This is a genomic window from Nitrincola salilacus (assembly GCF_046271865.1).
Taxonomy (GTDB): Bacteria; Pseudomonadota; Gammaproteobacteria; order Pseudomonadales; family Balneatricaceae; genus Nitrincola; species Nitrincola salilacus.
Window position 1 is genome coordinate 3,253,082 of the sequence record NZ_CP176580.1, and the last position, 16,169, is coordinate 3,269,250.

The 16,169-nt window shown below is 50.8% G+C and carries 11 protein-coding genes; 6 read left to right on the top strand and 5 right to left on the bottom strand.

The annotated features are described in order from the left end of the window. Positions 1-34: 34 nt before the first annotated feature. From ACK3CJ_RS15160 to ACK3CJ_RS15175, 4 genes are all read right to left on the bottom strand, one after another. A complete protein-coding gene (locus ACK3CJ_RS15160; RefSeq protein ID WP_409523052.1) occupies positions 35-1,564 on the bottom strand; it encodes a trypsin-like serine peptidase in 1,530 nt (509 codons plus the stop codon). A 611-nt stretch (positions 1,565-2,175) separates the two neighbouring features. Continuing rightward, complete coding sequence (gene ftsZ, locus ACK3CJ_RS15165) at positions 2,176-3,384, bottom strand: cell division protein FtsZ (RefSeq protein ID WP_409526598.1); 1,209 nt, start codon at positions 3,382-3,384, stop codon at positions 2,176-2,178. A gap of 120 nt (positions 3,385-3,504) precedes the next feature. Beyond that, positions 3,505-4,770 (bottom strand): cell division protein FtsA, encoded by a 1,266-nt coding sequence (gene ftsA / locus ACK3CJ_RS15170; protein WP_409523053.1) that lies wholly within the window; start codon positions 4,768-4,770, stop codon positions 3,505-3,507. Between the two features lie 574 nt (positions 4,771-5,344). Then, entirely contained in the window at positions 5,345-5,698 is a 354-nt protein-coding gene (locus ACK3CJ_RS15175) for a hypothetical protein (protein ID WP_409523054.1), read from the bottom strand. A 179-nt stretch (positions 5,699-5,877) separates the two neighbouring features. Between ACK3CJ_RS15175 and ACK3CJ_RS15180 the strand changes: the two genes are divergently transcribed. The 5 genes from ACK3CJ_RS15180 (at position 5,878) to gcvP (ending at position 12,808) form a co-directional block, all read left to right on the top strand. Continuing rightward, a complete protein-coding gene (locus tag ACK3CJ_RS15180; RefSeq protein WP_409523055.1) occupies positions 5,878-6,537 on the top strand; it encodes an O-methyltransferase in 660 nt (219 codons plus the stop codon). A gap of 22 nt (positions 6,538-6,559) precedes the next feature. Then, on the top strand, positions 6,560-8,878 hold the full coding sequence (locus ACK3CJ_RS15185) for a YdbH domain-containing protein (RefSeq protein WP_409523056.1): 2,319 nt from the start codon (positions 6,560-6,562) through the stop codon (positions 8,876-8,878). A gap of 117 nt (positions 8,879-8,995) precedes the next feature. Further along, positions 8,996-9,196, top strand: coding sequence for a YnbE family lipoprotein (locus ACK3CJ_RS15190; RefSeq protein WP_409523057.1), 201 nt, complete (start codon positions 8,996-8,998; stop codon positions 9,194-9,196). Positions 9,197-9,204: 8 nt separating this feature from the next. Further along, the gene (locus ACK3CJ_RS15195) at positions 9,205-9,540 is read left to right on the top strand and encodes a YdbL family protein (RefSeq protein WP_409523058.1); all 336 of its coding nucleotides are present in this window, start codon (positions 9,205-9,207) and stop codon (positions 9,538-9,540) included. 367 nt (positions 9,541-9,907) lie between these two features. Then, positions 9,908-12,808 (top strand): aminomethyl-transferring glycine dehydrogenase, encoded by a 2,901-nt coding sequence (gene gcvP / locus ACK3CJ_RS15200; protein WP_409523059.1) that lies wholly within the window; start codon positions 9,908-9,910, stop codon positions 12,806-12,808. Positions 12,809-12,890: 82 nt separating this feature from the next. Here gcvP and ACK3CJ_RS15205 read toward each other — a convergent pair whose 3' ends face one another. Continuing rightward, positions 12,891-14,414, bottom strand: coding sequence for an MFS transporter (locus ACK3CJ_RS15205; protein ID WP_409523060.1), 1,524 nt, complete (start codon positions 14,412-14,414; stop codon positions 12,891-12,893). A 416-nt stretch (positions 14,415-14,830) separates the two neighbouring features. Here ACK3CJ_RS15205 and ACK3CJ_RS15210 point away from each other — a divergent pair, with 416 nt between their 5' ends. Beyond that, positions 14,831-16,150 (top strand): mechanosensitive ion channel family protein, encoded by a 1,320-nt coding sequence (locus ACK3CJ_RS15210; protein ID WP_409523061.1) that lies wholly within the window; start codon positions 14,831-14,833, stop codon positions 16,148-16,150. Positions 16,151-16,169: the final 19 nt, after the last annotated feature.

Below are 16,169 nucleotides of genomic sequence, written 5' to 3' on the forward strand. Positions count from 1 at the left end.
TTGCGATCACGGCACACCACTAGACAGCTGATTATCAGAACTGACTGAAGACCTGTCTCGAAGGTGACAAGCCATGTGAAAAACCAAACAGTGTTACGCTGCCATCAGCAGCTCTGGGCACGTTCAGATCAAACGTTCCATCACCCTGACAGGTAAAGGCATGCGCACCATTGGCCAGTACCATGGAGCACATGGGAGCACCTTGAGCACTTGTCACCCGCCCCCTGAGACGGGCACGATTGCCATCAAGGGCCGATATCTCATTCACCGAAACAACTGGTGAATGACGATTGGCATGAGTAACTGTTAAATCCTGCGTCACAGTCGTTGAGGTCGGAGAAAAGGTTCTGCTCAAGGGCTCAAGCCCATCAGCAAAAAACTGGATGGCAACCTTTCCATTGCCATCAACCGGCACATCCAGCTCATAACTGCCGGATCCATTGCAGGTAAAGGCATGCTGACCGTTGATGAGCACAAGCCCACAAACAGGTGTCGAGGAGCCAACTGACACCTTACCCTTTACCTTAACTCGACTACCAGTTGAAACAGGAGTGGAGATAATCACAACCGGATCCAGCCATTTTTTCAGGTATGTTATCTGACGATCAAAACGACTATAAACACTCATAGGATTTGAACAGCTTGCTCTCCCTGCACTTAGCACTCCCAGCAACTCATTACTGGCATTGAATAGCCCAGAACCACTGGAACCTGGTTCAGTGACACCGCTATTCCACTGAACTTCCCAATGAGTACCTTTGAAGCTGAAAGATCGCCAGTTAACGCTATCCACCAGAGTCCCTTTGCTGAGTTTCTGATAATCCCCCCCTGGATGATGAATGCCCAGAACCGGTATATTCAGCGCTGGAGTCGAATCTTTCCAGCCTGCTCGCGCCGTTGTTGGTGGTTGCTTGTTTAACTTGAGAAACGCCACATCATCGGATGTGCTACGATACAACCGTGTTGCACCACCTGTCGAAGTGCGAAATGAAGCCCCCGTTGAACCATTACAAGTCTGAGTTCTGAAATTCCAGTAAAACTGCATACTACTGGGCTTGGCACCGCCAGAAATACAATGCTCTGCAGTGATAAACCAAGGCTCACCACTACCCCTCGTATCATTCAGCAATACGCCTGTGCAAAGATAACTTCGCCCAAAAAAATCAGTAATAACGTACTTTGCCGTAGTACTGGCCAATTCAAGCGCCTTTGAATCACAGGCCACGTTGACATTACAAGCTTGCGCACTACCAACTTCGCTTTGACGTTTCCATTGTCTGCTCATGACTGAGTCATGCAGCACTGAAACATACTTGATTCCCAGATCTGCAACAGCAAGGGTGGCTGGAGTTTCGGCATACAGTTCTACCCGAACCATCTCGCCTTCAATAACCGGGGACCAGAAGATCTCGTCTTCTGTGAGATCATCTGCACTGTATGGCCCATAGTAAAAATCAGAGTGAGTAGGGCTATATAGATAAAACGTAAGACCCTGCGGAACTTGGGCCGTATCAATACCTAAACGGAAAGCAGCAGCTCGCTCTGAAATACTGAAATCCAACACGGCTTTGAACCGATCGCCTTCTGGTAACCAGTTCAGATCACCAAACTGATACACAGGGTTGCGTGACAACTCAAATCCCTCTCCTATCAATGCCGCGTGAGGTCGACCCCGGTCTATTGACTCTGGATCATACTCATCGGTACCGCCTTGCAGTGGTATTAACTCGAGCGTAATGCGATCGGAGGGAGGCTGAAATGCATCTCTTTTCTGGATGCGCACTTGATCATGCTGCTCAGTAAATGAGGGATCATCAGGCACAAAAGGGGCTGATACAATATCATCTGCCAGTAGTGCAGACGATATGCTTGAGGTTAACAAAAATGAAAAAACGGTCAGCAATACTGATCGATTCATGACTCAATCCTTTATCAATTTAAACAACCGTTCTATTCAAGAGCAGTCTGTACGTGCATTCCATAGCATGTATGAAACGATAGAGGGTGATTATAGATTTTTAAAAAACCTGATTCCAGCACTCATCACTATATCAAAAGTAACTTTTATTCACTTTACACCTACACTCAAGTGCTTCCACATAAAAAAACCGCCCACAGTGGGGCGGCTAACCTGGAGGTTAAAACAGTCTATCCAAACCCTTGCAGGGCCTTTTTTCAGTCCGCCTGGCGGCGCAGGAAAGCTGGAATATCGAGAAACTCCATATCATCCGTTCCAGTACGCTTCATAGCTGGTTGATGCTCGATCCTTTCCTCAGCTTTTCGCGCAGCTGACTTATCATCCTGCTGGCGGTTGTTTCTAACCACCGTTGGCAGGTCCATCTGGCTGAAGTCCGCTGTCTTGGTAAAGCTACTGCCACGTGCGTCGCCACTGGCAACACGCATCGGCTCTACGGATGAAACAGAGCCCGCCTTACACAAGCCCGTCGCCACAACCGTGACTCGGATCTCATCATGCATCTCAGGATCAATAACGGTACCCACAACGATCGTGGCACTTTCGGAGGCATACTCCTCAACAATGCTACCAACCTCGGTAAACTCACCCAGACTCAGATCCAGTCCTGCCGTGATATTTACCAGAATGCCACTGGCCCCCTTCAGATCTATATCCTCCAGAAGCGGACTGTTGATGGCTGCCTCGGTGGCAATCGTCGCACGTGATTCGCCACGCGCATAACCTGTACCCATCATCGCCATGCCCATCTCGGACATCACAGTGCGAACATCAGCAAAGTCGACGTTGATCATGCCCGGACGAATAATCAGATCGGCAATCCCCTGTACCGCCCCTTTCAGAACATCATTCGCCGTCTTGAAAGCTTCCAGCAGACTGCAGTTCTTACCCAGCACAGGCAGCAACTTTTCATTTGGAATGATGATCAGCGAATCAACATGTTCCTGTAGCTCGCGAATCCCCTCTTCCGCGATCTTCATGCGCTTGCGACCTTCAAATGGGAAAGGCTTGGTGACCACTGCCACCGTCAATATACCCATCTCTTTAGCCACTTCAGCCACGATAGGCGCAGCACCGGTACCGGTACCACCACCCATGCCCGCAGTGATAAACACCATATCGGCGCCGGCAAGACACTGAGCAATCCGTTCGCGATCCTCAATAGCCGCCTGACGGCCCACTTCAGGATTCGCTCCGGCACCCAGCCCCTTCGTCAAGCCGCCGCCGATATGCAGCGCCGTACGCGTGACCAACTTGGCCAGCGCCTGAGCATCGGTGTTAGCACAGATGAATTCGACCCCTTCGACATCTGTCGTGACCATATGCTCAACCGCATTGCCACCGCCACCACCAACACCGACAACCTTTATTACCGCACTCTGCGGCAGACTATCAACCAGCTCAAACATTGTCATATCCCTCCAGGATTTTCCCGCTCTGCGACGAGTTGATCTAACTGATTAAACGCTCGTTATACGCTTGTACTGTCTTACGCCTACCCTATCTATTACCGCGTGATAGGCCAGGTATTAAAAATTACCCTGAAACCAGGTTTTCATCCGACCCAGCAGATTCGGCATGATGAATCGTGAAGGCTGTTTCGGATTCTTGGCCGCCTCCGGTACAGTCAAACCTGACTCACTGATACTGCTCTGCGCATGGCGTGCATAATGCAGCAGACCGATGCCCGTGGCATAAACTGGATTATGCAGCAGATTCTCCATACCTCGAACGCCATCAGGCACCGCCAGACGCACCGGCATATGAAACACCTCTTCTGCCAACTCAACAGCTCCTTCCATTTTTGAAGTGCCGCCCGTCAGTACAATACCGGCCGCCACAAGATCCTCAAAGCCGGAACGCCTCAGCTCTGCCTGCACCAAAGTAAACAGCTCTTCATAACGCGGCTCCACCACCTCGGCAAGCGACTGGCGGGACAGGTCACGTGCCGGACGATCACCGACACTTGCCACTTTTATCATCTCATCCGGATGAGCCAGTTGTGCCAGAGCACAGGCATATTTGATCTTGATCTTCTCGGCATGCTGGGTCGGCGTGCGCAGCGCCATAGCAATATCGTTTGTAACCTGATCTCCGGCAATCGGGATCACGGCCGTATGGCGAATAGCTCCACCGGTAAAAATAGCGATATCTGTTGTGCCTGCACCGATGTCCACCATGCAGACACCCAGATCTTTTTCATCTTCGGTCAGAACTGAATAGCTGGACGCCAGTTGCTCAAGTACAATCGCATCAACTTCCAGTCCACAGCGCCGGATACACTTATCGATATTCTGGATCGCGTTGATTGCACCGGTCACAAGGTGGACCTTGGCCTCAAGACGCACGCCAGACATACCCAGAGGCTCCTTGATACCCTCCTGGTTATCGATCATGTACTCCTGCGGCAATATATGAAGGATCTTCTGATCAGCAGGAATCGCCACTGCACGAGCAGCATCAATAACACGCTCCAGATCATAGTCGGATACTTCCCGATCGCGCACTGCCACGATTCCATGCGAGTTCAGGCTGCTGATATGGCTACCGGCGATACCGGCAGATACCGAATGAATCTTGCATCCTGCCATCAATTCAGCTTCTTCGACCGCACGCTGGATCGCTGCGACAGTCGTATCGATATTAACAACAACACCACGCTTCATCCCGGTAGCAGGATGCGAGCCAACCCCCACGATTTCGATGCTGCCGTCCGGCCGTAGCTCACCCACCAGGCATACCACCTTTGAGGTTCCGATATCGAGCGCTACGATCATGTTATTACCAGTCAGCATAGTTTCTGAGCACACCTATAAAACGATTAGAAGAGGCTCTGTGTAATACAACGCAAATTGCAGGCCAACTTTTCAATCAAATAAAATCTCGGTTACAGACCAATTATCACCGAGGGAGCAGTATAGATTCAACTGTTTTCTACATAGGTATATCGGCAGTGTTTTGACATCTTTAGAGTAATTTTTGATCAATTTCAATGGAGTAGCAAAGATGAAGGTGAAAAGTTTTGTCGCTTACAAAATAACTGATAGCATTTTTTTCATTATTGGATTTTTAATTTAAATCAAAATTTGATATTGAAAAAATACGATATATCATTTTTTAGTCTTGAATACTCGCAAAACAATCAAATTTCTATTTTGATTATTCATGGAATTTTCGAATACCAAAAAGCAACAGTTTTACACGCGTATTTGTAGAAAACAAAACCAGAAGAGTCCCCTGGGAATATCGAGATACCGAAAACTTCCTGAGAAATGCTTCTGATCAGCCTGCTTCTGATAAACCTGCTTCTGAAAACCTGAGTGCCAGCACGAAAAAACACGCACCGACACCTGACTGCACACCATCCTCTTACCAGTTAAGGTAAAGCACCACTATAGACACCAGCACCAACGGCGCCATCAGGAACAGAGTACGCAGGTTACCCAGCAGACGCTGGAATATCAGAATATGAATCACGGGAAAGGTCAGAAAAATACAGGTCAGGGGAATCCACCAGTCCAGCTTTCTGAAACCGAAGGCCAAAGCGCCGATCAACGTCAGAGCAGCAAAGTTGCCTATCATGATAACCGTCACAGGCCCATTGCGCCTTTTCAGAAAATCCGGGCGCTTATCCTCAGGCAACTTATTAAGAGTACCGGCACTCAGGGCAGCCGACATGGATACCAGTCCGGTCAGCAGAAAAATCATCAAGGTGTCAGTCATTATCATCTCCTTATCAAGGCCGAGCATTGTATTCGAAATCAAGAACAAACCCCAGTCGATCCAGAGCATCTCGTTTTGCTCTGGGCTGATACTGGATTGGCACCGCACTATCACGCTGAATTAACGCGTTGATTAGTGCTACAATTTGCCCTCACCTCACTTAACATGCGCCGATATCCATGACAAAGAAGCTGGTTAATACGCCTTATCTGGTTGATGAAAGTATCGAAGACTATGCCTTCGTCAGCACCACCTCGGAGCCCCCGCTACTGCAGGAGCTGGTTAACGCCACGCATGAGCATATGGGTTGGCCACAGAAGCTATCCGGCCGACTTGTGGGACGGAGCCTGAAGATACTGTCAGCGCTGGTACGTCCAAAATTTGCGCTTGAAATCGGCATGTTTACCGGCTATTCAGCCCTGTCGATTGCCGAAGGCATGCCCGATGACGGACGCCTTATCTGTTGCGAAACCAATCCTCGTGCCATTGAACTGGCACAGACATTTTTTGATCGCAGTGAACATGGGCACAAAATAGAGGTCATATTCGGTCGGGCACTGGATACAATTGAGACACTGGATATCCTGCTGGACTTCACATTCATTGATGCCGATAAACGCAACTATCTGAACTATTATGAACGTGTCAAGGAGATGACCCGCCCTGGCGGCCTGATAGTGCTGGATAATGTGCTCTGGTCTGGAAAAGTTCTGCAACCGGAATCCGAGATAGATGATATTCTGGTCGAGACCAATCAGCGCATTGCTACGGATCCCGATGTGGAAAACATCTTTCTGACACTGCGCGATGGCCTGAATGTAGTCCGCAAACGGGATTGATTGCAGACAAGGGAGGGCAGCTATGCGCAAACTGATATTACTACTGGTGCTGTTACCAGTACTGATGGCTGCTCTATCCTATGCTGCCCTGCCTTATCTAGCACGTAATGCCATCGAACACTGGTTTGCCGAGCAGGGTTATTCAGAAACCCGTTTCACGATGACCCATCCACGATGGAATCAGATAGAGATCAGCCATCTCGCCTTCACTCAGGAGCAGGATGGCAGGCGCATGCAGGTAGAAGCGGGTCCTGTGCAGGTCATGTTTGATCCACTGAATCTACTGCTGCTCCAGGAGTTGAGCGAAGTTCGTGTTGCGCAAGCCAATCTGACCATAGAAGCCGACAGCAGCATCCCTGAACGTATAGAGGATGAACTGAGCAAGCTTGATACTCTTCCACTGCCACCAGAGCTGCCGAGCAGCATCTTTGCTTTCGCCCCCTCTGAGCGCCTGATAATCGGCCAACTGAATATTCACTACCTGGCTGAAGAGGCTCCCGGAGTCTCAGCCTCCGGTTTTGTCGAGATTACAAGAGACCTGTTTCAATCCCGAATGAATGTCAGTTATGACAACCAACATGTTGGCTATGTCGACCTTGCCCTCGACAGGCATCTGGCACTGACTACCCGGCTGCACTATCTGGAAGAAACCCTTTACCACGCAACAGGCCATTTTGAGCCATCTGGAGAAGACTGGTTATTCAGTCTCAGCCATCAACTGGATCCATCACAGATCAAGCAATGGATAGCCACCTTGATACCTGAACTGAACCTGGAGTTGGATATACTGAAAAGCGATCTGACATTGGGTAGTCAGATACGTTTTCCACAACAACTACCCCTGGGCCCTGAAACACTGCTGCAAGCACTGGATATTGAGGTAGGCATGCTGGCAGATACTCAAGTGCGATACCAGAATCTGGGCGAACTGAGCATCAGAACACAGGGCAGCGCTCTATTAAAGGCTGGAGATGTGACCATCAATCTGGCTCCTACCAGTCGCTTTCAAATTCGAGAAGTCATACAGACTGACCTCAAAATGACAGATCTGGAAGTCTCATTAATGGAACCCCTGCAGATCAGTGGTCCGCTAGCCCAAATAACGGACTGGCAGCGCTCTGCCCTTTCTACGCAGATAAAGGTAGCCAGCCTGAAAGTTGAGGGGATTGATAAACTGCAGATGGAACCGGTAACCATCACATTGCAGCCAGCCCCCCTGAGTGATGACACTTTTAAGGGGCGTATTACCCTTCCGGCTGTAAACACGAGCATTGACGGCCGTGAACTACCAAAGTTCTCTGCTGACAGCGACTTCACCTTCAATACAGCGACTCAGCAGCTCAGCAGCAAACTTCTTATCAAGGCATCGGAACTGCCGCTGGAGATCAACGCCGAACTATCGGCAGATCTAACCGGAAAAGCGGTTATCGACTGGCAACTGACGCCCTTCTCTGTACAGGGTCAGTATCCACTGTTCAGACGTTTCATACCGGAGCTACCCGCTGATCTGACTTTGCATCAGGGTAATTTCAGTGCCAAGGGTCGACTCAGTACTCAGAACAACACCTGGAGATTGACCAGTCAACAACAGCTGGACGACCTGAAACTGAGCCAGAAAGAGACACATATTGAGGGCATCAACTGGCGCTCTGAGCTTCAGCTCAATGATCAGGGTCAGCTCAGAGATATTGGTGAGATCAGTGTCCGTTACATCGATATCGGCCTGCCAGTCGGTGGCCCCACACTCAGTTATCAGTTCAATATGAGCCCGGATACAACGCCATTGCTGAAGCTGACACCCTCCTATATCACCCTGCTGGGCGGCAGAATTGATGTGCCGGGCATCGAGATCAACCCACTGAATCCGCAAAACACCTTCCTGATTGGCATAGAAGGCATCAGACTGACGGATGTACTGGAGCTCTATGCCCAACAAGGGATCTATGGAGAGGGGATCATTACCGGACAACTGCCGCTGACCATCAAAGACAATCAGATCAGCATCAGCAGCGGGTTTCTGCGCAGTACTGAAGAAGGTGGAGTAATACGTTATACGCCTGATGAGGCTCTGGGGAGTATGGCGACAGGAAACTTCGGGCTAAGAATGGCTTTTGAAGCCCTGACCGACATGCAGTTCAGCCTGTTACAGCTGACCTTGGATTATCAGCCCTCTGGCGATGCCAATCTTGTTGCCAGAATTCAGGGCCGCAACCCTGAATGGCAGGATGGTCGTCCGATTGATCTGACTATCAGCATTGAGGAGAACATACTTGATCTTCTCAAGGCGCTGCAACTGACAGGCAGAATCACGGATCGTATCGACCAGCACTTCACCCAGTAGTTTTTAATGCAATAGCGGCAACGCAGATAGTTTTCATCAGCTGTTAGGGATAGGTTCAGCTAAAGTATGTTCTACTTGACTCATGCACTACATAAGATAATGAAAGGAGATCCGGTTATGGGTACACAACGCAGATGGCACTGGCTTCTGCTGCCGGGCCTACTGGTCGTTCTGACCGGCTGTAACCCGACAGTGAAGGTTGAAGCGCCTTCGGAGCCCATTACAATCAACCTCAATGTCAAAATCCAGCATGAGATTCTGATCAAGGTGGATAAAGAGATAGACAATCTGTTCAATGAGAACAGCGACCTGTTCTAGGAGGTAGTATGACAAGGCACATTAAACGAGCATTAGCCCTGCTGACACTCCTGCTGATTGCCCTGCCAGCCTGGAGCATGACGCTTGAAGAGGCCAAGTCATCCGGCGCAGTGGGGGAGCAGCTCAACGGCTATCTGGGCATTGTAACCACTTCACCGAACGCAGATCTCAAAGCCCTGGTGGATGACATCAACAACAAACGTAAAGCGCACTACCAGTCAAGCGCAGAAAGCGCATCCGTCACGCTGGAAATATTCGAGCAGAGAATGGGGCAACGACTGCATGAGCGAGCAGCGCCCGGCGAATATATTCAGGATGCCAATGGCCAGTGGCGCAAAAAATAGCTGAACCCTTACAGTAACTGCCAGCCTCCTGAGCTTTTCGCTCATCGAGGCTGACAGTCTGTATGACTCCCCCCTTTTCCCCGCTTGTACACCACCTCTAAGCCAGCCTCACCTTTGTCTGCATGAATGATCCGATAGCCGTTAGTGAAAATCTGCTCTAAGGTGTATCATAACCATCGATTTTCACGTAAGTGATAGAGGCAGGACAAAAGTTTCCTATAGGAAACAAATGATCATTTTTTTGTACAAAAAGAAACAAACGCAGTATTATAGCCTCTACCGATTTTCAGGCCAGTTCAAGCTGCCAGAAGCAGTTTACGCCTGAACTCTCAATCTCCCTGAACTTTAAACGCAGGATTCCTGAACGATGAGTGCACAGAATCAGTCCTCTCTGAATACGCTTGAACAGAAAGCAGACTTCATCAGTCGCCATATCGGTCCATCAGATGATGAGCGTCAAGCGATGCTTGATGCACTGGGGCTTGATTCACTGGAAGCACTGATCAAGGAAACAGTCCCGGGGTCGATCCAGGTCAAGCAACCGATACCACTTGCCGAACCACGTACCGAAAGCGAGGTCCTGAGCTATCTGAAACAGATGGTCAGTCTGAATCAGGTTAAGCGCTCGATGATCGGCATGGGCTATACCGACACCATCACTCCAAATGTAATTCTGCGCAACGTGCTGGAAAATCCAGGCTGGTATACTGCCTACACGCCCTATCAGCCCGAGATCGCTCAGGGTCGTCTTGAAGGCCTGCTGAACTTTCAGCAGATGATCATGGATCTGACCGCTCTGGACCTGGCTAACGCTTCGCTGCTGGATGAAGCCACGGCCGCCGCAGAGGCGATGACTCTGTGCAAACGCATGTCCAAAGCCAAAAAAGCCAATGTATTCCTGGTGGATGAGAACCTGCACCCACAGAATATCAGCGTTATCCAGACACGAGCAGAACCACTCGGCTATGACGTGATTGTCGGCGATGTTGCCGAACTGATTGATCAGCATGATATTTTCGGTGTTGTCGTGCAGTACCCCGATACTCACGGTGAGATCAGCAACTACCAGACCCTGATCGATAAGGCACATGATAAGAAAGCGCTGTTCTGTGTCGCTGCCGATATTCTGAGCCTTGTTCTGCTGACGCCACCGGGTGAACTGGGTGCCGATGTTGTATTCGGCTCCGCTCAGCGTTTTGGTGTCCCGATGGGCTTCGGTGGCCCTCACGCTGCCTTCTTTGCCACCCGCGATGAGTACAAACGCTCAGTACCTGGACGTATTATCGGCGTTTCAGTAGATACACGCGGCAAGCCCGCCCTGCGCATGGCGATGCAGACGCGCGAGCAGCATATCCGTCGTGAGAAAGCGACCTCCAATATCTGTACTGCTCAGGCTCTGCTGGCCAACATGTCTGCCTTCTATGCCATCTACCACGGACCTGAAGGCCTGAAAACCATCGCTAACCGTGTCCATCGACTGACCGATATATTGGCAGCCGGCTTGAAAAAGTACGATGTCGAGATCTGCAACCGCTACTGGTTCGACACTCTGACCATCCGTGTCGGTGACATGCGCGATGTCATCACCAGCCGTGCGCTGGTCGAAGGGATCAATCTGCGTAAAGTCGGCGATGACCGTATCGGTATCACCTGCGACGAGCGCACCGGGCGCGAAGAGATCGAAACCCTCTGGAACTGCATCATCGGCGCGGATCACTCACTTGATCTGGCTGCCATTGATGCGGATATCGTTGCTCAGGGTTCAAGCTCGATTCCCGAAGCACTGGTGCGCCAATCCAACTTCCTGAGCCATCCCGTGTTCAATACGCACCACAGTGAAACCGAGATGCTGCGTTATCTGAAGCGTCTGGAGAACCGTGACCTGTCACTGGTACACAGCATGATCGCACTGGGCTCATGCACCATGAAGCTCAACGCCACCGCCGAAATGATTCCGGTCACCTGGCCTGAACTGGGCAATATGCACCCCTTTGCGCCACAGGAACAGACCCACGGTTATCAGCAGATGATCGCCGAGCTGGAACAGATGCTGATGGCCATCACCGGCTTTGATGCGGTCTGCATGCAGCCCAACTCGGGTGCTCAGGGTGAGTACGCTGGCCTGCTGGCGATCCGCAGCTATCATCAGGCACAGGGCCAGGGCCACCGCAACATCTGCCTGATCCCGACCTCCGCTCACGGCACCAATCCAGCATCAGCGGCTCTTGCTGATATGAAGGTGGTGCTGGTCAGCTGTGACGACAAAGGCAACGTCGAGATTGATGACCTGCGCCAGAAAGCGGAACAGCACAAAGAGGACCTCTCTTGCCTGATGATCACCTATCCTTCTACGCACGGCGTGTTCGAAGAGGGTATTCGCGATATCTGCGAGATCATCCATACCAATGGTGGACAGGTCTATATGGATGGTGCCAACCTGAATGCGCAGGTGGCTATCAGCCAACCGGCAGAGATCGGTGCCGACGTGTCGCACATGAACCTGCACAAGACTTTCTGCATTCCTCATGGTGGCGGTGGCCCAGGTATGGGACCGATCGGTATCAAGAAGCATCTGATCCCGCATGTTGCCAACCATCCGGTTGTGACAATCGCCGGACCGGATGCCGGAAATGGCGCGGTTTCAGCAGCTCCCTGGGGCAGCGCCAGCATTTTGTCCATCAGTTGGGTGTATATCGCCCTGATGGGTGGGCAAGGCCTGAGACAAGCTACCGAGACAGCGATTCTGAATGCCAACTATCTGGCTAAAAAGCTCGGCGAGCACTTCCCGATTCTATACAGCGGCCGTAATGGGCATGTCGCACACGAGTGCATCATCGACCTGCGCCCGCTGAAAGAGCGCACTGGCATCTCTGAAGAGGATGTCGCCAAGCGTTTGATGGATTTTGGTTTCCATGCTCCGACCATGTCTTTCCCTGTGCCGGGCACTTTGATGATCGAGCCGACCGAATCAGAATCGAAAGCGGAGCTGGATCGTTTCATCGAAGCGATGCAGAAGATCAGAGAAGAGATCGCACTGGTGGAATCGGGCCAGATCGATGCGGAAAACAACCCGCTACGCAACGCCCCGCATACGCAGGATGATATGCTGTCTGACTGGGATCGCCCTTACAGCCGTGAGCAGGGCGCCTTCCCGGCTGCCTGGCTGAAAGAGGGTAAAGTGTGGCCGACGGTCAACCGCATAGATAACGTTTACGGCGATCGCCACCTGTTCTGCTCATGCATTCCTACGGAAGCTTACGCAGAGTAACAGCAACATCGCCTTCTGATCCGGTAGCAGTCATGTCACACTCGACATGACTGCTACCGGGATTACTGAAACCGGATACCGTTCAATCATTCGGCTTATTCGGTTCTTTCTTATCCGTGCCCTCTTTCGCCTCGTTATCAGACGGCTCTTCCTCAAAATCAGCATCTTCCTGTATCTCTACCGGATCAGCATGCATCTCTTCCTGGAGCTCTTTTTTCAGCTCTTCATAACTCATATCATCCGGTGCATCGGTCACATACTCTTCAACAACACCATGCCCACTGGTCTCATTGTCCTCATCACCGGCAGCCTGCTCCGGTTTAGCCTCTTCCGGCTCATCAGTTCCACTGTCGTACAACTCTTCAGGGACCGGATCAGCATCATCCTGCGCTGCATGATAAAGCTCTTCGGTCGGGAACTGGACAGCAGCCTGAGGAATAAACTCGATTTTCTCGCGCTGCAGACCCGCCACACGAGACTGATAGATGGCAAACAGCATCATGAAGAACAGGTTAACGGCAATATAGATAAACAGAGCAGATGGTCCGAATTTACCCATAAGTCCTGCACTGAGCATCGGACCGAATATCGCGCCACAACCATAGCCCACCAACAGCCCCGATGAGGTCTGCATCAACTGATCCGGGTCGCTCCAGTCATTCACGTGCGCTGCCGACAGCGGATAGATCACAAATGCCAGGGATCCATAGGCAAAGACATTGAAAAACAGCCAATAGATTGGCAAACCCAACTGCACGATCAATATCATCGACAGACTGCACATCAGCGCACCAAAACTGACCCCGGCTATCACCTTGCGTCGCTCAATTCTGTCAGACAGTTTACCGATCGGAATCTGCAGCACCAGACCGGAAAAAACACCGGCCATCATAAAGAATGAGATATCCCTGACAGACATCCCCATCCCTTGGGCAAAGATAGGCGCCATTGAAAAGAAAGCAGCATTGACTGAACCTGAGCATACCGCACCAAATAAGCCTGTTGGTGCTACCTTCAACAGCGGTTTGACCGTGAATCCTTTCACCGGCTGCGGGGCTGGGGCCTCAGTGCGCGTCATCAACAGCGGCAGTAATGATAAGGAGAAACAGATGGAAGCTATGGCAAACAGCTGGAAATCACCCGGTTCGGCAAAGATCAGCAACAGCTGTCCCAAGCCGGACGCAAGGTAGTTCACTACCATATACAGCGCCATGATGCTGCCACGAGTCTCGTTACTTGAACGGGCATTCAGCCAGCTCTCGGTAATGATAAAAAGCCCGGCAAGACAAAAGCCATCCATCAAACGCAACACGCCCCAGACCCAGGGATCAATCCACAGAATATGCATCAAGGGTGAGATGGAGATAAAGGATGCAAACGCGCCAAACGCACGAATATGCCCCGCTCGCTCAATAATACCGGAGGTGAAACGCGCGCCGACAAACATGCCCAGAAAGTAACAGGCCATCAACAGACCAATGGTCTGCATGACAAAACCTTCTATATCGGCACGCAGGCTGATCACTGTGGTAAACAGAGCATTTGCCAATACCAGCAGACCATAGCTGGAATAAAGCGATATCAAAGCGCGAGCGGCGGTTCTCATGTATCAATCCGGAAAAAGGAGCTGAAGAAAAGGGTAATCTGATGCATTGCATGCGAGAGGTATTCAGAAGCGCGGCATGCTAACACATCATCAGAAAAAATAAGAGACAATCGCATATATTTTATACAAAAACTCACTGATTCAACGTCCTGTTGTGCACTTGCCATGACTCCTTTTGCGATAACTGTAACAACTCTTGTAACAAAACTTATTGCACTCACCGCTACAATCTAAGCACCGCGCGGCGATAGTACATGACACGAGTGCGCGTGTACTATGACTTTAGTCAAGATATGCCAGTTTTCAACTGATTACTGCACCTTGATGGGCCTGTAATTTTCGTCATTCATCAGACACCCCTCACTCATGCTAAACTTGTGGGCTATTGATACCGTGTCAACGACCAGATGGACTTAATGATGCTCGAACTTGTTTCAAAATGGCTGGAATACATCAATGTTGAATCGACCTCACTGACGTCGCTGATCGTTGCATTGACGCTGATTCTGGTCATCGCAATCCTGACACACTTTCTGCTGCACAGAATTCTACGACGTATCGTTGAGCGACTGGCCAGCCGCTCCAAACGTGTCTGGAACAAGGCGCTCTTCGAGGGGAAGTTGTTCAATCACTTTGCCTTCACCATTCAGGCTGCCATTATCCAGATACAGGCAGGTCTCTGGCTTGAATCAGGCTCATTTTCGTTACTGTTGATCACCAGTGCCACACAACTCTGGATGCTGCTGTTTGGCTTGCTGACTCTCTATTCCCTGCTCGATGCACTACTTGAGCTGTCTCGCTACAGCGGCCTGAGCAAGGATCTGCCGCTGAGAGGCATCTTTCAGGGGCTGAAACTGATCTCTGCACTGATTATCACAGTGCTGGCCATCTCAGTGCTGATCGGTAAATCTCCGGTGATTCTGATCAGCGGTCTGGGTGCCATGACGGCCGTTTTGCTATTGGTGTTCAAAGACCCGATCATGGGCCTGGTAGCCGGTATACAGCTGTCAGCAAACCGCATGCTGGCGGTTGGTGATTGGTTGGAGATGCCGAAGTATGGTGCCGACGGCGATGTCGTCGACATAACGCTGACGACGGTAAAAGTTCAGAACTGGGATCACACCATCACCACAGTGCCTACCTACGCGCTGATTTCAGACTCCTTCAAAAACTGGCGCGGCATGCAGGACTCCGGAGGCAGAAGGATCATGCGCAGCATCCGGATTGATGCCAGCAGCGTGCATTTCCTGACTGAGGAGGAGACGCAGCATCTGCGCAAAGCCAACCTGCTGTCAGGCTATATTGAAAGCCGACTGGATGAGATTAAACGTTACAACGAAGAGCAAAAGGCCGATCTCAGCAGCCGTATCAATGGTCGCAGACTGACCAACCTGGGTACCTTCCGCGCTTATCTGACGGCTTATCTGAAAGCACACAGCGGCATTCATCAGGATATGACACTGATGGTCAGGCAGCTGGAGCCTACCAGTGACGGTATTCCACTCCAGGTCTATGCCTTTACGAATACCACCGCCTGGGTGCTGTATGAGAGCATTCAGGGCGATATATTTGATCATATTGTCGCCGTGGTACCTGAATTCGGTTTACGCCTGCATCAAACCCCAACAGGCCATGATTTCAGACAACTGACTCAGTTGACGCCATCAGAACGTAAGCCCACAGACCAATCAGCAACCACGGCAAAAACACCCGTGGCGGAGGCTCAGGAGTCCTGACAGGCCCCAACCCTCTTTA

Excerpts from the sequence above, each read along its gene's own strand:
- ftsA (WP_409523053.1), bottom strand. The coding sequence starts at position 4,770 with ATGCTGACTGGTAATAACATGATCGTAGCGCTCGATATCGGAACCTCA.
- gcvP (WP_409523059.1), top strand. The coding sequence starts at position 9,908 with ATGAGTGCACAGAATCAGTCCTCTCTGAATACGCTTGAACAGAAAGCA.
- ACK3CJ_RS15205 (WP_409523060.1), bottom strand. The coding sequence starts at position 14,414 with ATGAGAACCGCCGCTCGCGCTTTGATATCGCTTTATTCCAGCTATGGT.
- ACK3CJ_RS15190 (WP_409523057.1), top strand. The coding sequence starts at position 8,996 with ATGGGTACACAACGCAGATGGCACTGGCTTCTGCTGCCGGGCCTACTG.
- ACK3CJ_RS15210 (WP_409523061.1), top strand. The coding sequence starts at position 14,831 with ATGATGCTCGAACTTGTTTCAAAATGGCTGGAATACATCAATGTTGAA.
- ACK3CJ_RS15175 (WP_409523054.1), bottom strand. The coding sequence starts at position 5,698 with ATGACTGACACCTTGATGATTTTTCTGCTGACCGGACTGGTATCCATG.
- ACK3CJ_RS15185 (WP_409523056.1), top strand. The coding sequence starts at position 6,560 with ATGCGCAAACTGATATTACTACTGGTGCTGTTACCAGTACTGATGGCT.
- ftsZ (WP_409526598.1), bottom strand. The coding sequence starts at position 3,384 with ATGTTTGAGCTGGTTGATAGTCTGCCGCAGAGTGCGGTAATAAAGGTT.
- ACK3CJ_RS15195 (WP_409523058.1), top strand. The coding sequence starts at position 9,205 with ATGACAAGGCACATTAAACGAGCATTAGCCCTGCTGACACTCCTGCTG.
- ACK3CJ_RS15180 (WP_409523055.1), top strand. The coding sequence starts at position 5,878 with ATGACAAAGAAGCTGGTTAATACGCCTTATCTGGTTGATGAAAGTATC.